Annotated in this window: 17 protein-coding genes and 2 pseudogenes; 7 read left to right on the top strand and 12 right to left on the bottom strand. The window is 65.8% G+C overall.

Annotated features, from left to right (window positions below; translation table 11 throughout):
* The first annotated feature begins 92 nt into the window (after nucleotides 1-92).
* Nucleotides 93-1,298, top strand: a complete 1,206-nt coding sequence (locus BJY18_RS34915) for a helix-turn-helix domain-containing protein (RefSeq protein ID WP_184784091.1) — start codon at nucleotides 93-95, stop codon at nucleotides 1,296-1,298.
* A gap of 87 nt (nucleotides 1,299-1,385) precedes the next feature.
* A complete protein-coding gene (locus BJY18_RS34920; RefSeq protein ID WP_184784092.1) occupies nucleotides 1,386-2,894 on the top strand; it encodes an aldehyde dehydrogenase family protein in 1,509 nt (502 codons plus the stop codon).
* A 127-nt stretch (nucleotides 2,895-3,021) separates the two neighbouring features.
* Here the strand turns inward: BJY18_RS34920 and BJY18_RS34925 are convergent, their stop codons facing one another.
* The 6 genes and pseudogenes from BJY18_RS34925 to BJY18_RS34950 all read right to left on the bottom strand — a co-directional run bounded on the left by BJY18_RS34925 (nucleotide 3,022) and on the right by BJY18_RS34950 (nucleotide 8,431).
* Complete coding sequence (locus BJY18_RS34925; protein ID WP_312874068.1) at nucleotides 3,022-3,666, bottom strand: SDR family NAD(P)-dependent oxidoreductase; 645 nt, start codon at nucleotides 3,664-3,666, stop codon at nucleotides 3,022-3,024.
* Between the two features lie 93 nt (nucleotides 3,667-3,759).
* On the bottom strand, nucleotides 3,760-4,164 hold the full coding sequence (gene pcaC / locus BJY18_RS34930) for a 4-carboxymuconolactone decarboxylase (RefSeq protein WP_184784093.1): 405 nt from the start codon (nucleotides 4,162-4,164) through the stop codon (nucleotides 3,760-3,762).
* 34 nt (nucleotides 4,165-4,198) lie between these two features.
* A complete protein-coding gene (locus BJY18_RS34935; RefSeq protein ID WP_184784094.1) occupies nucleotides 4,199-5,041 on the bottom strand; it encodes an alpha/beta fold hydrolase in 843 nt (280 codons plus the stop codon).
* Nucleotides 5,042-5,116: 75 nt separating this feature from the next.
* Nucleotides 5,117-6,118, bottom strand: a pseudogene (locus tag BJY18_RS34940) (acyl-CoA dehydrogenase family protein); the annotation flags it as partial.
* A gap of 591 nt (nucleotides 6,119-6,709) precedes the next feature.
* Nucleotides 6,710-7,549, bottom strand: coding sequence for a helix-turn-helix transcriptional regulator (locus BJY18_RS34945; RefSeq protein WP_184784095.1), 840 nt, complete (start codon nucleotides 7,547-7,549; stop codon nucleotides 6,710-6,712).
* Nucleotides 7,550-7,669: 120 nt separating this feature from the next.
* Nucleotides 7,670-8,431: an SDR family NAD(P)-dependent oxidoreductase gene (locus BJY18_RS34950; RefSeq protein ID WP_184784096.1), complete on the bottom strand. Its 762-nt coding sequence runs from the start codon at nucleotides 8,429-8,431 to the stop codon at nucleotides 7,670-7,672.
* Nucleotides 8,432-9,307: 876 nt separating this feature from the next.
* Between BJY18_RS34950 and BJY18_RS34955 the strand changes: the two genes are divergently transcribed.
* Nucleotides 9,308-14,014: a DUF6531 domain-containing protein gene (locus tag BJY18_RS34955; protein WP_184784097.1), complete on the top strand. Its 4,707-nt coding sequence runs from the start codon at nucleotides 9,308-9,310 to the stop codon at nucleotides 14,012-14,014.
* A 98-nt stretch (nucleotides 14,015-14,112) separates the two neighbouring features.
* Here BJY18_RS34955 and BJY18_RS34960 read toward each other — a convergent pair whose 3' ends face one another.
* Nucleotides 14,113-14,286, bottom strand: a complete 174-nt coding sequence (locus BJY18_RS34960) for a hypothetical protein (RefSeq protein ID WP_184784098.1) — start codon at nucleotides 14,284-14,286, stop codon at nucleotides 14,113-14,115.
* Nucleotides 14,287-15,065: 779 nt separating this feature from the next.
* Here BJY18_RS34960 and BJY18_RS34965 point away from each other — a divergent pair.
* Nucleotides 15,066-15,859, top strand: a protein-coding gene (locus BJY18_RS34965) for an IS5 family transposase (protein ID WP_246459063.1) whose coding sequence is annotated in 2 segments (ribosomal slippage) — nucleotides 15,066-15,405 and nucleotides 15,405-15,859 — 795 coding nt in all. Because the reading frame shifts where the segments join, the coding sequence is not laid out codon by codon here.
* A gap of 244 nt (nucleotides 15,860-16,103) precedes the next feature.
* Complete coding sequence (locus BJY18_RS34970) at nucleotides 16,104-17,552, top strand: glycoside hydrolase family 30 protein (RefSeq protein WP_246459065.1); 1,449 nt, start codon at nucleotides 16,104-16,106, stop codon at nucleotides 17,550-17,552.
* Nucleotides 17,553-18,108: 556 nt separating this feature from the next.
* Here BJY18_RS34970 and BJY18_RS37265 read toward each other — a convergent pair.
* The 5 genes and pseudogenes from BJY18_RS37265 to BJY18_RS34990 form a co-directional block, all read right to left on the bottom strand.
* Entirely contained in the window at nucleotides 18,109-18,429 is a 321-nt protein-coding gene (locus tag BJY18_RS37265) for an integrase core domain-containing protein (protein ID WP_312874069.1), read from the bottom strand.
* Nucleotides 18,410-18,609 (bottom strand): annotated as a pseudogene (locus BJY18_RS37270) (IS30 family transposase); the annotation flags it as partial. The pseudogene BJY18_RS37270 and the gene BJY18_RS37265, both read right to left, overlap by 20 nt.
* The gene (locus tag BJY18_RS34980) at nucleotides 18,610-19,668 is read right to left on the bottom strand and encodes an IS110 family RNA-guided transposase (RefSeq protein WP_184784102.1); all 1,059 of its coding nucleotides are present in this window, start codon (nucleotides 19,666-19,668) and stop codon (nucleotides 18,610-18,612) included.
* 265 nt (nucleotides 19,669-19,933) lie between these two features.
* The gene (locus BJY18_RS34985; RefSeq protein WP_184780554.1) at nucleotides 19,934-20,836 is read right to left on the bottom strand and encodes an IS5 family transposase; all 903 of its coding nucleotides are present in this window, start codon (nucleotides 20,834-20,836) and stop codon (nucleotides 19,934-19,936) included.
* Between the two features lie 679 nt (nucleotides 20,837-21,515).
* Nucleotides 21,516-22,586 carry an alkene reductase gene (locus tag BJY18_RS34990; RefSeq protein WP_184784103.1) on the bottom strand — a complete coding sequence of 357 codons (1,071 nt, stop codon included), beginning with the start codon at nucleotides 22,584-22,586 and terminating at the stop codon, nucleotides 21,516-21,518.
* Nucleotides 22,587-22,711: 125 nt separating this feature from the next.
* Here BJY18_RS34990 and BJY18_RS34995 point away from each other — a divergent pair, with 125 nt between their 5' ends.
* Both BJY18_RS34995 and BJY18_RS35000 read left to right on the top strand, forming a co-directional pair.
* Nucleotides 22,712-23,395, top strand: coding sequence for a hypothetical protein (locus tag BJY18_RS34995; RefSeq protein WP_184784104.1), 684 nt, complete (start codon nucleotides 22,712-22,714; stop codon nucleotides 23,393-23,395).
* Nucleotides 23,396-23,720: 325 nt separating this feature from the next.
* Complete coding sequence (locus BJY18_RS35000; RefSeq protein ID WP_184784105.1) at nucleotides 23,721-24,416, top strand: hypothetical protein; 696 nt, start codon at nucleotides 23,721-23,723, stop codon at nucleotides 24,414-24,416.
* Nucleotides 24,417-24,425 lie beyond the last annotated feature (9 nt).

Here is a 24,425-nt window from a genome sequence, read left to right on the forward strand (position 1 = left end):
TTGATGTAGTGTTCGCAAGGGGAGTGTCGCGGGTCCGGGCTGATCGGCGAACTCACTGCTGGAGGCCCGGCCCACCCGACCGGAGGTGCGGTGTGCAGAACGGCGCCACAGACGAGCTCTGGTCGCGGCGCCGCTCATTGACGGACGTGTGGAACAAGTTCTTCGGCGGCGGTACGGAACCCGACGCGTCGCTGCCGCCGGAGATCGGGGAGAGCTGGCGCCGGGCCCGCGGGGGCGAGCTGCAGGACTGCGCGACAACGGGTGCGCCGGTCGCTTCCCCTCTTGTCGACTGTCGGAAACCGGTGGAGCGGGCGCTGCGTGAGGTCGCCGACGACACCGGGTTCCTGGTGGCACTGGCGGGGCCTGACGCGCGGCTCGTGGCGGTCCACGCCGGTGGCCGGATGGCGAAGGCCGCGAGGCGGCTCAACGTCGTGGACGGGACGCTGTGGAGCGAAGGTGCCATGGGCACGAACGCTGTCGCGCTGACCCTGGGCTCCGGCCGGGCCTCCGACGTCTTCACCGCACAGCACGCCAACGAGGTCCTGCACGAGTGGACGTGCTGGGCGTTCCCGGTCAAGGACCCGCGCACCGGCGTCGTCACCGGAGCACTGGACATCTCGGCGCCCTGGCGGAACCGCTCCGGTACAGGGCTGGCGCTGGCTCGTACGCTCGCGGCGCTGATCGAGCTGCGGCTGGCCGAGCTTCCTGCTGCTCCCGTGGCGCGCGCTGTCCTCGAGCTGAGAGTGCTGGGGCATCCGCGCGCGGCGGTGAATGGGCGGGAGGTGCGGTTGTCTCCGCGCCAGTTCGAGATCCTCACGGTCCTCGCCCTCCGCCCGGACGGCGTCGACCTGCACCGGCTGCACGCCGATCTCTACGGCGACCAGCCCGTGACGGCAGTCACGCTGCGAGCCGAACTGTCCAAGCTGCGGCGCACCCTCGGGCCGGGTGTTCTGGCGTCCCACCCGTACCGCCTGGAATCCGACGTCCGGTGCGACTTGTCCGACCAGCTCGGGCACCTCGCCCGGGGGCGACTGCGGGAAGCGCTGACTTTGCAGCGCGGCGACTTGTTCGCCACCTCCGAGGCCCCGTTCCTCCGGACTATGCGCGACGAGGCGCAGACCTCGCTGCGCACCGCGGTGCTGGTGTCGGGCAGCCCAGCTGAACTCGTGCGCTACGCGGAGGCGTTCCCGGACGACATCGAGGTCCTGGAACGCGGATGTGCCCGCGTTCCGTCCAGCTCGCCCGAGCACGCGGTGCTCGCGGGGAAGCTCCACGCGGCACTGGCCGACCAGATCTGACGCCCGCCGCCAACGTTTCACCAACCTCGGTTGCCCTTGACTTCTCGGATCGACGGCACAGTGCTGTCCCGATCGAGGAGGAATGTCATGACAACGACGTCGCAGCCGGTTGCGTCACCCACGTCGGCGGCGCGGAGTTTTCTGGCCCGGGCGGGCAAACTGCTCATCGACGGCCGCTTTGTCGACGCGGCAGGCGGGCAGACGTTCGCCTCCGTGGACCCCGGCAACGGCGAGGTACTCGCCCAGGTCGCCGAAGCCCGGGAACACGACGTCGATCTGGCCGTCGCCGCGGCGCGCCGCGCGCTCGACGGCCCGTGGGGGCGGATGTCCCCGTCGGAGCGTGGACGGCTGGTTCACCGCATCGGTGACTTGATCTCCGAGCACGCCGAGGAGCTCGCCGAGCTTGAGTCGCTCGACAACGGCAAGCCCTACACCGCCGCGCTGGGCGTCGAAGTCCCGTTGTCCGCGGACATGTTCTGGTACATGGCGGGCGCCGCGACGCGGCTCAACGGGGCTTCGGTGGCCCCGTCGGTGCCCTACATGCCTGGGCAGGAGTTCCACGCCTACACCGTGCGCGAGCCGGTCGGTGTCGTAGGCCAGATCATCCCGTGGAACGTACCGCTGCTGATGGTCGCCTGGAAGCTCGCACCGGCGCTCGCGACGGGCAACACGGTGGTGCTCAAGCCGGCGGAGCAGACACCGCTCACGGCGCTGCGGGTAGGCGAGCTGTTGCACGAAGCCGGTCTCCCGGACGGTGTAGTGAACATCGTCCCGGGCTTTGGCGAAGCCGCGGGCGCGCATTTGGCCGCACACGAAGGCGTCGACAAGATCGCGTTCACGGGCTCGACCGAGGTTGGCAAGTCCATTGTCCGAGCGGCGTCGGGCAACCTCAAGCGGGTTTCACTGGAGCTGGGTGGCAAGTCGCCGAACATCGTGCTGGCGGACGCGGACGTCGACGCGGCGATTGCGGGTGCCTCGCTGGGGATCTTCTACAACCAGGGCGAGGTGTGCTCGGCGGGCAGCCGGCTGTACGTGCACGAGTCGCAGTTCGACCGTGTGGTCGAAGGAATCGCGCAGCACGCGCGGTCTATCAAGGTCGGCTATGGGATGGACCCGGAATCCGAGATGGGACCAGTGGTTTCGCGTGAGCAGCACGACCGCGTCGGCCACTACCTCGGTCTGGGCCGTGAGGCGGGCGGTGGCGCTACGATCGCCGGTGGGCACCTGATGGACCGCGCGGGCTATTTCGTCGAGCCCACGGTTATCTCGGCGCCGCACGCGGACCACCCGGTGGTGCGCGAGGAGATCTTCGGCCCCGTGCTGGCCGCGCTGCCGTTCAGCGACCTCGACGACCTGGCCCGTCAGGCCAACGACACCGTCTACGGACTGGCCGCCGGAGTCTGGACGAGTGACCTGTCGGCCGCACACAAACTGGCCCGCCGCTTGAAAGCCGGCACGGTGCACGTGAACACCTACCACGTGTTCGCGGCGGAGCTGCCCTTCGGCGGGTACAAGCAGAGCGGGTGGGGCCGCGAGAAGGGCGACGAGGTCCTGCAACAGTACCTGGAAACCAAGAGCGTGGTCGTCGCGCTCTGAGCAAGCCGGCCGGCGGGTGCGGTGCTCCGAAGGGACCGCACCCGCCGGGCTCACCAGGCGACGGTCTCGCTGTCGTTGAAGAAGCTTCCGCTGGTCCCGTCGTCCGCGAGGAGCGCGGCGTAGACGATCACCTCGACGCCCTCTTCCACCGTGCGGCTGCCCTTCCCCCGGTCATGTCCGTGTTGACGTAGCCGGGTGTCACGGAGTTGATCTTGACGTGGGCCAGTGCGGGATCGGCTTCGAACGCGGCCGCGAAGTGGATGGTGGCCATGTTGAGCGCGGCTTTCGAGCTCGAGTAGGCCAAGCGCAGGCTGCCATCGCCGCCGAAGTCGTGGCCCGAGGCCGTCATCGTCAACGACGCTGTGGTGCTGGCGACGTTGACGATCCGAGGTGCGGCCGATTGCGCGAGCAGCGGCAGGCAAGCGTGGATGAGGTCCACCGAGCCGAACAGATTGGTGGCGAAGACCGGTTCCATGATCTTCGAGGTAATCTCCGCGGCCGGGATCTCCATCGTGCGCCCCGCGTTGTTGACGAGGACGTCCAGGCCGCGCCCGGCGGCATCGATCCACTTGACCGCGCGAATGATGCTGTCGCTGTCGGAGACGTCGAGCTGGACTGCTTCGACCGATCCGCCCTCGCCGCTGATTTCCCGGGCCGCCCGTTCGCCTGCGGCGAGGTCGCGCGCGCCGAGGTAGACGAAGACACCTTCGCCGGCGAGCCGGCGTGCGGCTTCCCGCCCCAGGCCTCGGTTCGCGCCGCTGATCAGCGCCACCGCTGGGTGCATGGTCGTGGTTCCTTTCGCGATCGTCGTGGCGTGGCGGGGTGCCGGTGAGCGCGGATTCGCACCCCGCTCGCCACTTCGACGCTACTCGTCCGTAGCTGTCTGCTGCCTTTCGTCGGCCACTTTCTTGATCACGTCTCGTGCCACGCGGAAGCTGTCGAGCGCCGCCGGAACACCGCAGTAGATCGCGGCCTGCAAAAGGACTTCCTTGATCTGGTCTGGGGTCAGGCCGTTGTTGAGCGCCCCGCGCACGTGTGTGGCCAGCTCATGCGGCCGGTTGAGCGCCGTCAGCATCGCCAGGTTCAGCATGCTCCGGTGCGCGTGCTCGAGCCCGGGCCGGTTCCAGACGTCGCCCCAGCAGTACTGCGTGACCAGCTCCTGCAGGTCCATGGAGAACTCGTCGGCGGCCGCGAGCGAAGCGTCGACGTAGGCGTCGCCCAGCACCTTGCGACGCGTCGCCAGACCGGCGTCGAACAGTTCTTGGTTCATCGGTGAACTCTCTTTCTGCGTTGTACTCGGTGGGTCAGGGCCGGCCGTCCACCGCGATGAGATGGTCGGCCAGGTGAGCGGCGACCTCGGCGGGGCGTTCGAGCGCGCTCAGGTGTGCGGCCTCGAGGTACTCGAGGCGGGAGTGCGGCGCCAGCTTCGCGATCAGCTCCATGGCGGCCGGTGGGGAGGCGGTGTCCCGTGAGCCGGCGAGCACCAAGATGGGCACGGGGACACCATCGAGGGTTTCGGTCACGTCGAACCGGCCCAGTGCCTGCCACGACTCCGACCATCGGGCCGGGGACGTGTTCGCCAAGGCCTGTCGGAGGTACTCGTTGACCTCATCGGCAGCGGTCGGTGACGACACCCACCGATCGAGGGTTGGCTTGACCTGAGCGGGGACTCCCTCGTCCCGTCCGCGGGCGGCGCGTTCGTCCATCACGTCCCGCGGGAATTTCGTCGAGGTACCCAGCAACGCAAGGGATGCGAACTGCTCGGGGGCGGCCACAGCTGCGGCTTGCGCCACCGCGCCGCCCAGCGACAACCCGACGACGTGGGTGCGCGCGGCTCCCACCTGCTGCGTGACGGCGATCAGGTCGGCGGCGAGCTGATCGATCGACGCGATGGGTTCCGTCGCTGCGGCACCGTGGCCACGCAAGTCGTAGCTCACCAGTGTGGCGTTGAGCCCGGCAGGCGGCAGCAGTTCCGCCAACCGGTACACCGTTCGCGACCACGCGTGGCGGTCGAGCAGTGCCGAGTGGACGAAGACCACGGCGGTGCCGGTCTGCACCGGCCCGGCGTGGATCCGGCTGACCGACGTTCGGTGACCGTTGACCACCATCGGATTGTCATCGGGAAATCGAGGCCAGGAAGCGCTCACCCGCTGAACGTAGCAAGCCGCAGCCAGGTAGTCAACCGGTTGACTACCTGGCTGCGGCTTGGATTTCCTGCCTGGTCAGGACTGCGTCTTGTACTCCCGCAGCAGGCCACGGCTGATGATGGTCTTCTGGATTTCGCTGGTGCCCTCGCCGATGAGCAGGAACGGCGCCTCACGCATGAGCCGTTCGATCTCGTACTCCTTGGAGTAGCCGTATCCGCCGTGGATGCGGAAGGACTCCTGGGTGACCTCGGCGCAGTACTCGCTCGCGATGAGCTTGGCCATACCGGCCTCGACGTCGTTGCGCGCACCGGAGTCCTTGAGCCGGGCGGCGTTGACCATCATGAGGTGCGCGGCCTCCACCTTGGTGGCCATCTCGGCGAGTTTGAAGGCGATCGCCTGGTGCTGCGCGATCGGTTTGCCGAACGTGCTGCGCTGTTGGGCGTAGGCCACCGCGAGCTCGAACGCGCGGATCGCGATCCCGCACGCGCGGGCGGCGACGTTGACCCGGCCGACCTCGACGCCGTCCATCATGAACGAGAAGCCCTTGCCCGGCGCCCCGCCGAGCACCTGGTCCGCCCCGATGCGGAAGCCGTCGAACACCGCCTCGGTGGTGTCCACGCCCTTGTAGCCCATCTTGTCGAGCTTGCCGGGAATCCTCAGCCCCGGGGCGACCTCGCCGAACCCGGCCGGCTTCTCGACCAGGAACGTGGTCAGGTTCTGATGCGCCTTGTCGGCGCCTTCATCGGTCTTGACCAGCAGCGCGATCAGGTTCGACGAGCCGCCGTTGGTCAGCCACATCTTCGCGCCGTCGATCACGTAGGCATCACCGTCGCGGCGGGCGCGGGTCTTGATCGCCGCCACGTCCGAGCCCAGGTCCGGCTCCGACATGGAGAAGCTGCCGCGTACCTCGCCGGTGGCCATCCGGGGCAGGAAGTGCTGCTTCTGCTCGTCCGTGCCATGCCGGGAAATCATGTGCGCCACGATGAAGTGCGTGTTGATCACGCCGGAGACGCTCATCCAGCCCCGCGCGATCTCCTCCACCACCAGCGCGTAGGTGAGCAGCGATTCACCCAGCCCGCGGCGCACGAGGTAAACGTCGCCGGTGCTGCGGTGTCGACCGCCACCGCCTGCCTGCACCTCGCCCGCCGGGCGGCGGATGAGGTCGATGCTCAGTCACCGGCTGGTGGCAGTGCCGACTGGACGAGCAGAATGCGGCTGCGGACGGATGCCGCGCACGCGGTCCGGTGCGCACGCGAAGCCATCGGATTGCTGCTCGATACGGCCAGGGCGAGGAGCTTCGCGACGGCTCGGCTCTCGAGCGTGCCTGGCGGGACATCGAGACGGACAGTGTGCTCGCGACCGACTCGCACAGCGTGTTCGCGCTTACCCAGCTATGCGCCGAGCGCATGAAACTCTGGGCTCGGCCGCTTCGTAGACCTCGGGTGCCTGGCGGGCCAGCAGGGTGGCTACGTCGCGGGAGCGCGCTACGCCGCGGCGAAAGCAGGGGTTCTGGCGCTGACCAAGGTATTCGCTTGTCAACTCGCACTCGCGGCTGCGGTCTCCGTCGGCCGGCTGGGCTCTCCCGGCGAGGTGGCGCGCGTCACGTTCTGGCTCCGGACCGGGTCGGCTACCTCACCGGCGCGACGTTCGACATCAACGGGGGCGCGTTCATGCGGTGAGGTGCTGCGTGGCCGCGGAGAGTACATCGAGTTTGCGATGCGCGGCCGAGTCTGGTGCCGCGGAGAGGACCAGCAACCCCTGCCACCGGCCGGAGCCGAACAGCAGCTGACAGTCGAGGTCGAGCAGTCCGAGCTCAGGATGCAGGACCCGCTTGCGGTAGCCGTCGTAGTAGGTGTTGATCTCGTGTGCCCGCCAGAAACTGGCGAACTCGGCACTGGTTTCGAGCAGCGTCTCGACGATCTCCTCGGCCATCCCCCCGGGGCCTTGGTGGGAGTACGCGGCGCGCAGCTGGGCCGTGAGCGCCCGGCTGAGGTCCGTGTGGTCGCACTCGGGATAGACGTGGCGTGTCTCAGACCGGGTGAACCAGCGGTGGATCAAGCTGCGGTCGAGGCCGTCGTACGCCATCTCGTCGCCGAAGAGAGCGATCGAAAGGGGAGTCTGGGCCAGCGTTTCCGCGGCGAGGGTGGCGACCTGCGCGGGGGAGTTGCGCAGCAGATCCAGCAGACGAAGCAAACCGGGGGATACGCGCTCCTCACGCGGTGGCGCCGAAGGTGCTTGCCGCCCGGCCAGTCCGAACAGGTGGTCACGTTCCTGAGCGGACAGCCCGAGGCCGTCAGCGATCGATTTGAGCACGCTTTCGGACGGCGCAGGACCGCGGCCCTGCTCAAGCCGTGCGTAATAGTCCGTCGACATTCCACTCAGCATGGCCACCTCCTCACGCCGCAGTCCGGGGGTACGACGGCGAGGTCCATGTGGCAGGCCGACGTCGGCGGGCTGGAGCACGCCGCGCCGACTGCGCAGGAAATCGGCCAGCTGGGTTCGGTCCACGGCGACGATTATCCCACCGCGCCGGGGGCTGCGCTGCCGGGAGTCCATACTCGGCCACGGCATCGCGAGCTGTCCGGCAATCCGCGTACGACAGCGGACTCCCGGACAGCTCGCCGAGGTTCAGAGGTTCATGCCGCCGGACACTTCGATGCGCTGTGCGGTGACCCACCCGTTGTCTGGCGCGAGCAGGCTTGCAATGGCGGCACCGATGTCGTCCGGCTCGCCCACTCGGCCGAGCGCGGCCTGGGCGCCGACCACTTCGCGGAACTTCTCGTTGTCACGCATTTGCCCACCGCCGAAGTCTGTGGCGATCGGGCCCGGAGCGACGGTGTTGACCGTGATCCGGCGTTGTCCCAGCTCGTGGGCGAGGTACCTGGAGTACGTGTCGATCGCGCTCTTCGCCGCGGCGTAGATGGACATGTCGCCCGTGACCATCCGGGTGACTGCGCTGGTCAGGTTGACGATGCGCCCGCCGTCGGCCAGCAGGGGCAGCAGTGCCTGGGTGAGGAAAACGACGCCCTTGAAGTGCAGGTCGATCATCTGGTCGAAGGCTTCCTCAGTCGCTTTACCAGTCGGGGTCGGTACGATCGAACCGGCGTTGTTGACGAGGAAGTCGAAGCTGTCGCGGTTCCAGCGCGTGGACAGTTCCTGCCGGACTGACTCGGCGAAACCGGCGAAGTTGTCGAACTCGGTCGTGTCCAGGCGCAGGGCAACCGCCGTGCGTCCTCGTGCCTCGAGGGCTTCTACAGCCGCCGCGGCTTCGTCCTTGCCGGACCGATAGGTGATGATCGCGTCCACGTCGGTCTCGGCGAGTTTGAGCGCCGTGGCTCGCCCCAGACCGCGGTTGCCGCCGGTGACGAGGGCGATGGCGCGATTGCTCATGTTCTGTCTCCTCTTGCTGTGGAACCGTCTTCGGGTGTGCAGGAAACCTGAGCACCTTCACCATCGATACTCCGCTCGGAATGCTCGTGGGTGAAGGCACAAACGATCCAGGGACGATTTGTCCCACCATGGAGTGCTGCGCGCAGTAAGGCTGACCGTGCCAGCCGTACCTACTTTTCACTCCAGGCCGTGTCTGTCGGCCGCCGGGCGTACTCGGCTGCGGTAGCGGTGTTCCTGTTGAGAAGTCACCAGCGCCGCGTCGGGATCTCGGTGACCGGGACCCTGTCCGCGACGGCTTGGTGGTGTCCGTGCGCCAGGCAGGAAGGTTGCAACCGGCTTGCGGCGCCCCGCAGTGGACAGTGGCCACAGAGTGGGCATTCTGGAGACCGTGCTGAGACTGGCCGTCGAACACGGTCACGATGTCACCGCGATGCGGCTCACGACCACGCTGTGATCGCTGTACCACTCCACCAGCCGATGTCCGATCGCGGCGACCACCACCTCGCGTGGTGGTGATCAACCTGTGCGTATTGCTGTCCGGTCTCGGAGAACACGGCGAAGCTCCGCGTGCGGGCGACGCGGGGTCCGGCTCGTGGAAGCCTGCGGTGTCGCACCACGACCGAAGTCATGGCCGGGTTGTTGCGGGCCTCCGGCCCGGGCTCTGCGGCCTCTCATCACGTGCGGGGAGCAGAAGGCTGGCCGGTGCATCCGTAGGTCGGCGGACCCGTTGAGTGCCGAACATTTCAGCCGAATGTCGATCTCGAGTGCCTGTCGCGGTTGTTGAGATCACGGATTATTCTTGCGGCGGCGCGGTGTGCGTCGGCCGCAAAATCGCGATTTGTCATTGGCAGTAGCAGGAAGCAGGTACAACGCTCCATGTCCAATCCGTTGGTGGCGCCACCGCAGGATTCCACAAAACTGTACTCCGGCATCACACTTCTGGAAGACGGGAACGACCTGAAGTCGGCGATCGAGAGCGGCGACTGGGCCGCGGTGGCGATGGGCGCGGTCGGCACTGCGCTTGACGCGCTGTCCACTGCGATGGACCCGTTCGGAGCCATTCTCTCGGCAGGCGTGGGCTGGCTGATGGAGCACGTCGGGCCGTTACGCGAAGCGCTCGACGGCCTTACCGGCAACGCGGATCAGATCACGGCTCAGGCCGAGACTTGGGCGAACGTGGCCAAGGAACTCGGGAGTGTCGCCGCCGATCTCACGGAGACGGTCAAGGCCGACTTGCCATCATGGTCCGGTGCCGCGGCCGATGCCTACCGGAAACGCACCGAAGACCTCTCACGACTTCTAGCCGGCGCGCAAAAGGGCTGTGAAGGAGCTTCCAGCGGAGTGAAGACCGCGGGCGAGGTCGTGGGTGCCGTGAGGAGCTTGGTCCGTGACATCATCGCGGACCTGGTCGGCCACTTGATCAGCTGGGCGCTGCAAGTGGTGTTCACGCTGGGGATCGGCATGACCTGGGTCGTCTCGCAGGTCGTGACCGCGGTGTCCAAGACGGCTTCGAAACTCGCCGACCTGGTCAAGCGGTTGGTCACCGCGCTGAAGAACCTCATCCCGCTGCTCAAGAGGGCTGATTCGCTGTTCGGCGACGCATCGACGGCGTTGAAGGGGTTGAGGCGCGGGCGAATCGATGCGCTTTCGCAGCCGAAGAGCATCGACTCACCGCAGGGTGCGCCGAAGCTGAAAGACGCACAAGAAAGTGGCGACGGCAGCGGCACGCCGTCACCGAAGGCGGACGACACGACCACCACGTCGAGTGCGGATCAGACCCCGCCACCCGCATCGGATTCCGCGGTGCCGCCGCCGAAGAACGATGCAGGGCCTCCCGACGGCCCGTCGCACGCTTCCGGGGACTCGTCATCCGGCGGTACGCCGGGCGCCGGATCGGGTGACAAACCTTCGCCGAAAAGCCTGGCCGGCCGGGACGGTCCGCGTGATCGTGCCCTCCCGTCGGATGCCAAGGTCTGCGTCTCGGACCCGGTGGACGTTGCCACCGGGGAAGTGGTCATGACCCAGGTGGATTTGACGCTGCCCGGTGACCGAAGCGAGCTGGTGCTCTCTCGCACCCACCTGTCGTCCTACCGCGAGGGACGATGGTTCGGCCGCTCGTGGGCGTCCACTCTGGACCAACGGATCGAGATCGATCCCGAACAAGTTCGGTTCTTCGCCGAGGACGGCATGGTACTGGTCTATCCACTGCCGACGAGCGGACCCGTACTTCCGTTGGAGGGCCCCCGGTATCCGTTGCACCGCACGCCGGACGGCTATCGCATCTCCGTGGGGTCGCGCGAGCTGCATTTCACCGGCCCAGGCCCGACGGTGTCGTTGACCGCGATGGAAGAAGACGGCTGTCGCACTGACATCGGCTACTCGGCCGGCGGTCTGCCTACGACGATCCGTCGCGCCGACGGTGTCGAGATCAGTATCGCCACCAGCGAGGGCCACGTCGTCGCACTGGGTGCTCCGGGGGCGGCCCCGCTGGTGAACTTCGGCTACAACCGCCTGGGCCAGCTGACAGCGATCGCGGACTTCGCGGGCCGGCCAATGACGCTGGACTACGACGTCGACCACCGCTTGGTCGGCTGGCAAGACCGCACTGGCACCTGGTACCGCTACGTTTACGACGACTTCGGCCGGTGCGTGCGAACCGTCGGCGCGAACGGCTTCTACAACGCCACGTTCACCTACGAGCCCGGCATCACCCGGCACACCGATGCCATGGGCCATCCGTGGACCTACCGGATCAACAGCGTCGGGCAGCTGCTCGAGCGGGTCGATCCGCTGGGAGGCTCGCAACGCTTCGCGTGGAGTCGCCGCGACCAGTTGCTGTCCAAGGTGGACGAACTGGGCAGGCTGACCCGGTACGAGTACGAAAACGGCGAGCTCGCCGCGGTCATCCGATGTGATGGTTCCGTCGTGCGGTTGGTACCGGACGCCGAGGGCATCCTCGTCAAGACCGACGACACGATGTCCGTGGCTTCCAATGCCGACCCGTTCGATACGCTACCCGGCGTCTCGATGCCCTTACGCGTGAACGTCGGCCCGGATCAGTTCGGTGAAGAACCTGTGCGCGCCGACGGAATCGATCCTGCCGACCGCGACCTGTTCGGCCGACCGCGGCTCGTACCTACGATGTCCGGCGCAGCGGCCCGTCTAGGCTGGACCGCCGAGGGCCGGCGAGCTTGGCGGATCGGGCCGCAAGGAGGCCGCGCGGCGTGGATATACGATGCGGACGGCAAGGTCGTCGAGCACCGGGATGCGGCCGGAGGAGTCAGCCGCAGGGCGTACGGGCCGTTCGGTCTTGTGACTGCTGAAATCGATGCGGCGGGTGCCCGGACCGAATATACCTACGATGGCGAACTGCGCCTGACCTCGGTGGTGAATCCGAATGGTCTGACCTGGCGCTACGCATACGACCCCGTCGGCCGTCTGATCGAGGAGATCGACTACGACGGCAGACACCTTACCTACACCTACGACGCCGCCGGGCAGTTGCGCACCGCGACGAACGGCATGGGCGAGAGCCGGGAATACCGGTACGACCTGCTGGGCAACGTCATCGAACGGCGCACGCCCACCGGCACCACGGCGTACGCCTATGACCCTCTGGGGCGTCTTGAATACGCCGTCAACGCCGACTCGATCCTGGAAGTGGTGCGGGACGAGCGTGGTCGTGTTCTCGCGGAGAAGCTCAACGGAACCGCTACGACCTGGAGCTATCGTCCCAGCAGCGTCACGCGGCGCACTCCGTCCGGGCTGACGAGCGAATGGCGGTACACCGATGGGCGGGCGAGGTCGTTGACCATCGCCAAGCGGCAAATCAGGTTCGACTACGACGGCGCCGGGCGCGAAACCGCGCGCACCGTCAACGGCAAGGTCGTGCTGGCCCAACGGTTCGACGCCGAGGATCGACTCGCCGAACAAACCGTGTCCGGCATGGACAGCCGCAGTTTCACTTACCGGCCGGACGGCAGGCTCGCGGCCGTGGCGGAAGGACCGGCGGACGAAACGCGGTTCGCCTTCGACCAAGCCGGCCGGGTGACCGAGACGAACAGGCCGGACTGCGTCGAGCGATTCGGCTACGACCTCGCGGGCAACATCGTCCTGTCGTCCCATGGACGTCGTCTCCACCACGGCAACCGGCTCGTGCGGTCCGGCGACACCGAATACGGTTACGATCGCCAGGGCCGGGTAGTCGGGCGCACGGTCGGCGGACGGGAATGGCGTTTCGTCTGGGACGAGCTGGACCGGCTCGCCGCCGTGGTCACCCCGGACGAGAAGTTCTGGACCTATCTTTACGACCCACTGGGCCGCCGCTTCGCCAAGCGTTGCTGGGTGGTCGGGGAGGACGGGGAACCGCGTCGCACCGGTGAGACCTGGTACGTCTGGAGCGGTGCCGAGCTGATCGAGGAAATCGAGCTGCGCGACGATGGTTATTCCCGGGTACGCACGTGGGAGCGGCTGCCCGACGACGGCCGGCCGGTGGCCCAGATCGAGCAGACCGGGCCGCAGCATCACACGCGGTTCAGCACGGTGGTTACTTCACCGGCCGGTGCTCCGACGGAGCTGCTCGACGAGGACGGTGCCCTCACCTGGCGGGCGCGGGCGACCTTCTGGGGCGAACAGGCACCCGGCCCCATCCCGCTGGCCTTTCCCGGGCAGTATCGCGACGACGAGACGGGGCTGCACTACAACCTCTACCGCTACTACGATCCGCAGACAGCACGTTACCTCAGCCAGGACCCGCTCGGCCTGGCAGCGGGACCCAATCCGGTCGGCTACGTCGACCAGCCCTTTCTCGAGGCGGATCCGCTGGGCTTGACCGGCACCTGTGGAAAGAAGCAGGGGCCGCAGCCACCGCAGTCGCCCGGCGGCGGAGATGACGCTGGGAAGCTCGGCGCGTCGAGCAAGAAGCCCGATGGGCTGGAAGAGTTCCGTGATGAGAACGGCACCATCGACCTGGGCAAAATGGATGAAGAAACGTATGAGAAGTTCGCCAAGAAATGGGGTGACCTCCTGAGCCCCGGCGAGAACAAGAGCTGGTTCTGGTCGGGTGGTCGGGTCAAGGACTCAGTGCTGGATGAAGACGGCACTGTCATACAGGACTCCCAGTACTTGGGCTCGATCGAGAAGCTCGCCAGGGAACAGGCGCAGGGCAAAGGTGGTTCAACGCTCGAGATGATGTTGGAAAAGCATCAGGTCGTCATGCCCGAATTCATCAAAGGTGATCCACGGACCACGGCGATGTGGAACGACCCTTCGGAAGCATTGGCGCGCAACGCCCGGGGTGAAGTGCATGTCGCCCTTCCCAACTCGCCCAGCCGCCCGGAAGGGCTGCCGTACTCCGAATACGGCAGGGAAGGCGTCGGCAACGAGGTGGCCCGTCGTCGGCCGGACAACGCCTTCGACATGACCGAGTTCCCGGCTCTGCGTGACAACCCGCGGATCAGCAAGATCACGATCCACGACGTGCATAACCCGGAAGACAAGGACGGTGTCGAACTCTGGAACGCGGCCGACGAACGAGATCTCACCAATCCGAAATGGAACAAGTACAAGGGATACGAACAATAAACGTCATGTCGGCTCCCTGGAGAACACGGGGTTTCCGGAATCTGACAAACGAACAGTGCTGCTCAGATTGAGCGGGGTTACTTATATATCAACGACTTTCACATGATCTTGCCGTGTTCGAAATGAGTCAGTACAAGGGTGGCCGTGACGATCCCGTCGAGGTAGCGGTAGCCGGTGGCACGGTAGATCCCGTGATTACGGGCAACCGTGGTGACGTCGGCGTGATGGCGGAACCAGCGCGGGTCCAGTACTGCCTGGTTGATGCAGGTCAACGCTCAGGTGATCGTGCGGGTGCCGCGTCGGCGGCGTTCGGCGACGAGCAGTCGACCCAGGTACTGGGCCAGCTCGCGGGCACATCAAGCGTGACACGATAGACGCGCGGCAACATCCAAACGCTGTCGGATCCTAGCGGAATCCCGCTGTGGGTAAGCGATGTTGAGCCCGGCCCGGTCCACGACCTGACCGCCGCCCGCAAGCATGTCCTGGCTGCTCTGTATTGGGCGGCATCCCCACTGAAGCTGCCGACGCTGGTAGACGGCGGCTACAACCGGGTTGGCACCGGCGTGCACACGGCGGTGCCAGCCCCCAGGTGACCAAGTGCTTGATGACGACAACCGTGCCTACAACGCCTTGCTACGCGGTCTGCGGTGACTGGGCGAGCGCGGATTCGCCGTGCTCACCGGCCGTTGGCGAACGCCGTGGCACATTCCCGCCAGTCGCGCAAGATCGGCGACTCACCACCGTCCTCGCCGATCAGACGCCGGACCTGCACGATGCCTTACGAAAAGCCAGAGACGACGGCCTTACTCATCTGATCTTGGATGGGAAGGTCTTCTCCGCCGACCGCTGTGTGAACAGGCCACCAGCGCGAGAGACAGCCAGATCGCCGCGTGGTACTCCGGCAAGGCCCACGAGCACGGCCGGCCCCTGGCCCAGCCTGGGTTCGGCGACAGGAGGCTGCCACTGGGAATGGTACACACGGCAGTGACATACTCTTAGAGCGTGTCTCACTTGGTTGTTGGTTGAGGTGTGGGCATGATCATGAGCTGTGATGGACGAGTTGTCGCGACGGCTGGTGCCCGACGAGTTGTGGGCGCTGGTCGAACCGTTGATCCCGCCGGGAAAGACGCGCCCGCAGGGTGGCGGCATGTCACGAGTGGGCGACCGGGCGGTGTTCACCGCGATCGTGTTCGTGCTGACCAGCGGCTGCGCCTGGCGACATCTGCCGCCCAGCTTCGGGGTCACCGTGCCGACAGCGCATCGGCGGTTCACCGAGTGGACCAAGGTCGGCCTGTGGCGCGATGTGCACCGGGCGGTGCTGGACGAACTTGGCGGCAAGGGCATGATCGACTGGTCGCGTGCGGTCCTGGACGGAGCATCCGTCAGGGCCAAAAGGGGGGCGGTCTGACCGGTCGGAGCCCGGTCGATCGCGGCAAGCCCGGCTCGAAGATCCATGTGCTGTCCGACCGGGCCGGACTTCCGTTAACCGTTGGGATCTCCGCGGCCAACACTCACGACAGTCACGCGCTCAGACCCTTGGTCAACGCGCTGCCGCCGATCCGGTCTCGCCGCGGACCGCGCCGCCGGAAACCGGCCAAGCTCCACGCCGACAAGGCCTACGACATCCCAGCCCTACGCGACTGGCTCCGCCGGCGCGGGATCATCCCGCGCATCGCCCGCAAGGGCATCGAATCCACCGAGAAACTCGGAAGACACCGGTGGGTGATCGAACGGTCCATCGCCTGGCTGACCAGCTACCGGCGCCTGACCATCCGCTACGAACGCAAACCCAGCCACTACCTCGCCTTCCTCACCATCACCTGTTACAAGAAACTCGCCAAATGAGACACGCTCTTAATTGTCCTTCTGGAAAAACTCGGACGGAACCGTTGCCGTGTCCGTTGGCCGAGAGGCATACTCGGCCGTGGTAACGGCGACCCTGTGGGAAAGTCACCATCGTCGCGTTAATTGGACCCCGGTGACCGGGAACGTGTCCGCGACGGCTTGGTGACGTTCGTGCTCCGGGCAGAAAGGTGAAAACGGTGTCCAGCTCCCCCTCCCCTTGTTTTCCGGCGGTGATCATCCGATGATGAGACGACATTTTCTGCCCTTGTTGTCGGCGGCCGCCGTGGCGGTGTCGGGTCTGGTGGTGCCTGCGGTGGCACATGCGGCGGGTGAGTCCGTGAACATCTGGCTAACGACCACCGATGGCGGTGGTGGCCGCAACGTCACGCGTGGACTGGAGCAGCAGGGCCCAGTCTCGTTTGCGCCGGGGACCGGTGACGGACAGCAGACGATCACGGTCGACGACTCGAAGACCTACCAGCAGTTCGAGGGGGGTGGTGCGGGATTCACGGATTCGGCTGGGTGGCTGATGAACTCCTCCGGCCTGTTGTCGCAAGATGCGAGGGATGCGCTGATGCAGAAGCTGTTCGATCCGAACAACGGAATCGGGCTGAGTTTCCTGCGTAACCCTATGGGTGGTGCGGATCTTTCGCGTAATAGCTATACCTACGACGATATGCCCGACGGGCAAACTGATCCAGAATTACAGCATTTCTCGATCGCGCATGACGCGGCGGACGTGCTGCCGCTCACTCAGGAGGCCAAGAAGATCAATCCGGACCTGAAGGTGATGGCGTCGCCGTGGAGTGCGCCGCCGTGGATGAAGGACAATGAGAGTTACAACCGGGGTTGGGTCCAATCGCAGTACTACGACGCCTACGCGCAGTACTTTGTGAAGTACATCCAAGCTTATCAACAGGCGGGAGTCCCGATCGATTACGTGTCGATTCAGAACGAGCCGACGTGTTGTGATGGTTACCCGTCAACCGATTGGAATGGTGACGGGCTGGCCTACTTTGCGAAGAAGAGTCTGCTGCCGGCGCTGCATCAGTCGAAACTGTCGACCAAGCTGCTCGCGTTGGATTGGAACTGGAGTCAGTATCAGTCGTATGCGTCGGCGACCATGGACGATCAGTCCATCCGGTCGGATTCGAACTTCGGCGGTATGGCGTGGCACGGTTACGACGGTCAGGTCGAGCAGCAGAGCATGGTTCATGACCAGTATCCAGATGTGAACGCGTACTCTACCGAGCATTCCGGTGGCCTGTGGGTCAATGATCAGCAGGCTGAGGACATGAACAACATCATAGATTATACTCGCAACTGGTCGCGTAGTGTGGTGAAGTGGGGCATGGCGATGGACCAGGCCCACAATCCGCACAACGGCGGGTGTGACAACTGCACGGGCTTGGTGACCGTCCATGAGGGGGATGGCCAGGACGGTCAGGTGGATTATACGATCGAGTACTTTACCATGGGGCACCTGACGAAATTTGTGAAACCGGGTGCGGTGCGCGTCGATTCGAACGATAATTCGACCGTGCGTAACGTTGCGTGGAAGAACCCAGACGGGTCGAATGCGCTCATCGCCTACAACTCCAGCGGGGACGAGCAGAGCGTGCGGGTGAACTGGGGCGACCAGTCGTTCAGCTACACCGTGCCGGGACATACTTCGGCGACGTTCACCTGGTGAAGTATTGGGACACCGCCGGCTCCTGACCGGCGGTGTGCCCAGGTGTATTATAGTGGCACGGCGGGCTGTCAATCCCGAGGGCTTTCCCCTGTGTCAGATCACTACGCGGTGGCGCGCCGACACCTGGAGAAGGCGAACCGCGCACTCGCCACTCTGGTCGCGGCCTGTCACGGTACGGACCGCACGCGGCTCTGGACGAACTACCGCGTATGGACCGCTACAGTGGGTTTTCTTGGTAGGCTTATCTTAATTGGCGGACCTGGGCTGGCCGGGGACGGGCGTAGAGTCCGTGCTGGGACTGGGTTTGCGAAGGCAAGTGCGAGAACCAGAGATTCTACGTGATTGCCTATCGCGCCGCGCTGGCTGTGCCGGGAGCTGTGCCTAGTCCGGTTGTTGCTGTTCGCACGGGCCGGACGGGTTACCCGCCGCAGCCGGTGAGCGCTGGGCGGGTCCAGCCACGCCGTGCTGGCCCTGCGCTGGTTTCGAGAGTCCATCCCGGTGGCGTGCCTGGCCCGCGATGGCGGGTGAGGTTGCCCCAGGGACCGGACACCGGGTTTTATGCCGTGCGGGCGGGATCTTGGCGACAGCTTACGCGGTTTTCGTGTGCTGTCCGGTAGTCGATTGCCGAATGTAGACGGTTATGGTTGTCGTAGCCGAGGTAGGTGAACACGGCTCGTCGGGCGCCGTCTCGGGTGGCCCAGACGTGGGTTCCGATCTCGGTTTTCAGAGTGGCGAAGGTTGACTCCGCGCCCGTGTTGTCGTAGCACGAGCTGACGCTGCCCATCGGCGGTCGGATGCCGAGCGTGTCGAGCGTGTCGAGCGCTCCGCGGAACACGGCCGAGCTGTACTGCTTGGGTTCAATCGGTCGTCGCAGCACCAGCTTGCTGGATCGACAGTAGCTGATCGTTGAGGGCTTCGGCGGGTGTTTCCAGGTGAGTGTCTTGCGGGGCCTACTGTTGGGTGTCGCGGCAATGGCGTCGAGATCATTGCGGCTCCAGCGGGAAAAATCGGTTACTTTGGGAAAGTATCGGCGCAGCAAGCCATTGATGCTTCTATGTCAAGCGGTGGGCTGGTAGCGGGTGATGTGGTGCTGCCAAGTCGCGTGGTCTGCGGTCATGGCTCGATGGATGACGTCGATGAGGTGGCGTTGAAGGATGCGGCGGGCTCCGCGTGAGCCTTTGGCGGGTTCGTGGCGGGCCAGGAGTGTTTGCGCGGCTGGGTGCTGGCGTTTCTGCACGATCGCGGCGGTGTAGAGGACGCTGTTGAGCCGGCGGTTGCCGCCACGGTGCAGCCGGTGCCGCTGCTGGTCAGCGGAGTAGACAGGGATCGGTGCGCAGCCGGTGTAGCGCGCGAGCTTGGCCGAGGTGCCGAACCGGTTGATGTCACCGATCTCGGTGATCAGGACCGCTGCCGAGTTGTGGCTGATCCCGGTGACCTCCAGCAGCGCGGGCGCCAACGGGCTCACGAGCTGCCTGATGGTGGTGTCGAGGTCGTGGACTCGGCGGTTGATCTCTGCGATCTCAGCGATCATGTCGATCAGAGCCTGGCGGACGTGCGCTCTGGTCGTCATGGTGTTCACCAGCGCTGTCACCGTCGCCAGGTTCCTGGCGCGGGCCAGGTCACCAGGGGTGTGGTCAAGCCAGACGTGCAGTTGGGCCTTGAGCTGGTTGATCGCCATCGTGCGGCGCTTGATGAGATCGCTGCGGTAGTCGACCAAGACGCGCAGCTCACGCACACGCTCGTCGATTCGATGCCGGTCCAGGCCGGGTGTGGCGATGGCGGCGTGGGCCACCGCGGCGGCGTCGATCTGGTCGGACTTGGCGCCGGTGGCCGCGTGCAGCTTGCGGTGGGCGGCGGTCAACCGGGTGGGAACCCAGACCACCTCGTGTCCGGCGAGCAGCAGGCCATCGGCCAGGCGGCGGGCGAAGCCCCGACCGTCCTCGATAGCCCAGGTGACCGGCGTGTCACCGGTGATCGACCTGATCCACTTGAGCAGCACGGTGATCAGGGACGCGTCGTTGCCGACGGTCAGCGGCTTGCCAATGCGCCTGCCGCCATCCTCAACGGCCACCGCGACATGAACGTGCTTGTGCGGGTCGATCCCCACTGTCACCATCGGTGCTTGTCCTCGTTGTCTGTTGTCTCCGATGACGGGACAGACACGAGCGCCCTGGCCAGGGGACAGACCTAGTGCGAGTTGACGGCTCAGCAGGCTTCTATCAAGTCACTCCGGTCAGGGCGCTCGCCCTGCGGGCTGCTGTGGACAGATCAACGGAAGGCCCTCACGGGCACGTGTTCTCCGAGTCACCCAGCGACCCAGCCGGTTCTTCTCCCGTCGAACAAGATCCGGCGCCGCTCACTCTGCACCACTAGGGAGTGTTTTAAAGTCGTAGCCACTCGTTGATCGCGGCGATGTGGACCGTGGCTTCGTAGCGAACTGCGAGCTTGTCGTACCTGGTGGCCACGGCCCGGTTGCGCTTGAGGCGATTGATCCCGCACTCCACAGCGTGGCGCTGCTTGTACATGTTCGGGTCGAACGCTGGTGGCCGGCCGCCGGCACTGCCCTTGTTCTTGCGATGGCGAATCTGGTCTGCTTTTTCCGGGATGGTGCATCGGATGCCCCGTTTCCGCAGGTAGCCACGGTTGACCCGGGACCCGTAGGCCTTGTCCGCCAACACGCGATCCGGGCGGGTGCGAGGCCGGCCGCGGTCGGCACGCGCGACTCGAATCCGCTCCAGCACCACCTGAAACTGAGGCGAATCACCGCGCTGCCCGGCGGTCAGGACCAGCGAGAGCGGCTTCTGCGCCTGCTCGGTGGCCAGATGCACCTTGGTCGTCCAGCCACCCCGTGACCGCCCCAGCGCGTGATCGGCAGGCTCGGGTTCGCCAACCCCGCCAGGCGGTTCAGCCTGCGCAGCCCCATCCCTTCGCGCCCCGGCAGCGTGCTGATGCGCGCGGGCGACGGTGGAGTCGACGCTGACATCCCAGGTGATCAACCCCGAGGCATCGGCACGAGCCTGCAACAGTGCCAGGATCATCGCCCACGCGCCGACACGTTGCCACCGGCGAAACAACCCATACACCGCCTGCCACGACCCGTAAGCGGGCGGCACGTCCCGCCACGGCGTGCCGGCCCGCACCCGCCAGCGGATCCCGTCGATGAGCTGCCGTTTGGTCCACTGCGGTGGCCGGCCAGGCTTCTTCCAGACCGGCAGCATGGGTTCCAGCACGGCCCACTGCGCGTCGGTCAAGTCCGCCCGCCCGGTGACCGTTACGCTGGCCACGAGGTCTCCGGTATTCCGATTTTCTTGGTCGTTGATCGATCTACCGGAGACCTCACCTATTTCATCAACGACACGCCGACACACTGCACCACACGGAAAACCGGCTGCTCACGACTTCGAAACATCTCCTAGGTGTTCTCGTTGGTGCCACGCTGCCAGGGGCCGTGCGGGTCGGCGATGTAGACTTCGATGCCGGTGTCGGTACGCAATTGCTAGGGGTCGAAACCTGGACCATACCGGGTTCCTCGTGATCACGCCCGGCCGCCCGGCCGCCTTGCCTTCGGCGACCTCGCGATTCGTCGCGCGGTCCGCGATCTGTATGGCTCAGGTCGCTGCTCTCGGTGGGCGGAGGTCGAGCATCGCGGCGAATACTGGCGGCCGTACCGGGCACTGGCCGCGGAATGCCTCGTCAGCTGGGATGCGGAGCGGTCTCGCAGCCGCCGAGGATGACGGGCGGTGTTCCGGATAAGACGTAGGTCTTGATCGGGCTGCTGGAGTGAGCCCCTCGGCATGACCCAGAGTGGGTTAACAACCTGTCGTAGGACTCGGCGCATGTCCTGATGCCCGAGTGTCGCGGGGTTCTCATCGAGAGTTCGGGGCACGGCCGCGTCGTCCCCTTGGGACGACGCGGCCGCCGTGGTTCACGGTGAGGCAAGGCGTTTCCGCCGGCCTCATGTCGTCAGGACTGCAGCGTGGGGTAGTCCGTGTAGCCGGTGTGATCGCCGCCGTAGGACTTCGACATATCGGCCTCCTGAATCGGTGCGCCGATCTCGAGTCGCCGCGGCAAGTCAGGGTTGGCCATGAACAGCGCGCCGAACGACAGGATGTCGGTTCTCTCGTCCTCGATGAGCTGCAGTTCTTCCCTTCCCGTACGGCTGCCGGGGGTGGCCGGGTTGAGCATGAATACGCCGTTCCACGCCTGGCGCAACGTTGCCGTGAATTCCGGCTCGCGGGTCTCCATGATGTGGAGATAGGCCAGCCCGAGCGGATTGAGGGATTCGATGAGCAACGGATAAATCTCGGTGTAGTCGTCTTCTTCGATGTCGTTGAGTGGGGCTCCGGGCGAAATGCGGATGGCCGTGCGTGCGGCACCGATCGCATCCGCGACGGCGGTCGTGAGTTCGACCGCGAACCGGATCCGGTCGTGCGGGCTGCCGCCCCACTCGTCGGTGCGGAGGTTGGCGTTTGTGGACAAGAACTGGTGGACCAGGTAACCGTTGGCGCCGTGGAGCTCGACTCCGTCGAAGCCAGCATCGATGGCGTTGCGCGCGGAGTCGGTGAACTCATTGATGGTCTGGTGGATCTGTCCGGGCGTCAGCTCGTCCGGGACCGGGAAGTCCTGCATCCCGCTCGCGGTGAAGATCTGGCCCGCGGCCCTGACCGGCGAGGGCGCGACCGGCGTGAATCGTTCATCGGTGTTGGACGGGTGGCCCACGCGGCCGCCGTGCATGAGCTGGGCGAAGATGCGCCCACCCTGAGCGTGCACCGCGTCGGTGACCCGGCGCCACGCCGCGATCTGGGTCTCGTTGTGCAGTCCTGGGGTGTTCGGATAACCCTGCCCGATGGCGTTGGGCTGCGTGCTTTCGGTGACGATTACCCCGGCACTTGCGCGCTGCGCGTAGTACTGGGCGGTCAGTTCCGTCGGGCTGTGATCGGGTCCGTATGCGCGGCTACGGGTCATCGGCGCCATCGCAATCCGGTTCTTCAGCTCGATATCGCCGATTTTGACCGGGTCGAAAGGAGAAGCCATGGGAAGCCCTCTCTGGGTGGTTCGCACTGAACGGCTGCTTGCCGTAGGACGTTGACGATCAACAGCTCAGCTTCGAGAGCTCTTCCCGAGCGACTGAAACCGGCCTCGTTCGACAGGTTGCCGACATGTTCGGGGTGCCATCGTCGGGGAGTGAACGCGACCGCGAACTCGAAGACGGGAACCACGGAATCTCCTGCCGGGCCAACCCGCTGGCGGCGCCGGCCGTTCCGAGCAGCCGAGTCGACGTCTACTCCGGCGTCGTCCGGCTGGCAGCGACCGTGTGGGCGGGCGAGTTCGTGGCCGAAGGCACGTGCTCCGACACCGCGATCATGTTAGTGCATCCGATGTCGAGCATGCTGGTGCACTACGCGCTGGTGCCGCTGGCACAGCGAGGACCCGTCGCTGGCGGACTGACGACCTGCTACGTGAGAAATGATTCCTTACTGATCACCGATAACGTGCTGGTCGACATCGCGGCGATGGTTCGCCATCTGCGCGAGGATCGCGGCTACCGGCGGATCATCCTCGTCGGTAATCCCGGTGGTGCTTCGATGGTGCCCTACTACCAGATACAGGCCCAGCACGGCCACGGTGACCGGCCCGGCGGGCAGCGCCCCGAGCCTCAGCCGGTACGAGTTCCCGCCCGTCGATGCGATCGTGATGCTGATGGCGCACTCGTGCCACGCTCGGCTGGTAACAGAGTGGCTGGACCCGGCGATCAGCGACGAGCAGGCGCTGTTCGTGCGAGACTCGGAACTCGACATGTTCGACGAGCGCGACGGTCCGCCCTGCAAGCGGGGAATTCCTGAGCCGCTACCGCGAAGCGCCACGCGAACGCGATTGTCGGATCACCCGCCGGCCGGAGCAGATGCTGCGGGCCACCCTGGAGGGCGTCGACGACTTCCCGTTCGTGGCATGGCACCTACGTGGGTCCGCGCAGTCTCGACGGGACCATCGAACCGAGCGACCGAAAGGTAGGTGTTGCCCTATGGGGAACGGCCCTGTTCGTCGAATTTCCTGCCCGCGGCGATCGTTCGCTAAACCACCGCGCGAAGTTGGTTGTACCAGTGGTCACCGGCGCACGCGCAGGGCGATGCGCTGCGGTGGCTGCCGCGATCGCAGGTGCCGGTTCTCGTGATCGACGGCACCGGTGACACAGCCGCGCACCCGCAGCACGCCCTCGACATGTTGGATGCCGAGTCCGGCTCGTTGCGCACGATCGCGCTCAAGGGCGTGGACCACTATTTCCAAGGCAGATTCGACCCGCGCGCCGAGGCTTGTGATTGCCTCCCGGGCTGGATCCTTGGATTCGGCTGCTCAGTGTCGGCACGCCGCGCACTGCTCGTTTCGATCAAGGAGGTCCGGAAAGTGAGTCAGGCCACCGAAAGCGCCTTGTCCGGCGCACCGGCCCAGGGGCGGCCGGAGATACTCAACCACCTCGCCTATGTCACTCAGGGAGCGACGGTGGACTTTTACACGCAGGTGATGGGCTTGCCGATGGTCAGCACGGCCATCGGGTCGGAAGTGCCCTCGACCGGAGACGACTCCCCATGTTTGGACGAGGGCTCGACGCTGGCGTTCGTCTACGCGTGGACGATGTGGTTGCAGCAGGACGGGAGCCAGATCACCTCCCCACTTGTCGACGACTGGCATGATCGAGAGGACGCCGCTGCTCGCGATTTCGACGACGGGATCGAGAGCAATAACAAAGCTACGCAGCAGGGCAAGAACGTCAGCGAGGCGCTGCTGAATCTCATTACGGCTCGCAGCGCGGATAGGACCGATACACCCGTAGAGGATGCGTCCCCGGCCCCCGAACGGCCGGTGTAGCCGGTGAAT

Origin of the sequence: Amycolatopsis jiangsuensis (assembly GCF_014204865.1) — a bacterium.
In the GTDB taxonomy this organism is placed as follows: domain Bacteria; phylum Actinomycetota; class Actinomycetes; order Mycobacteriales; family Pseudonocardiaceae; genus Amycolatopsis; species Amycolatopsis jiangsuensis.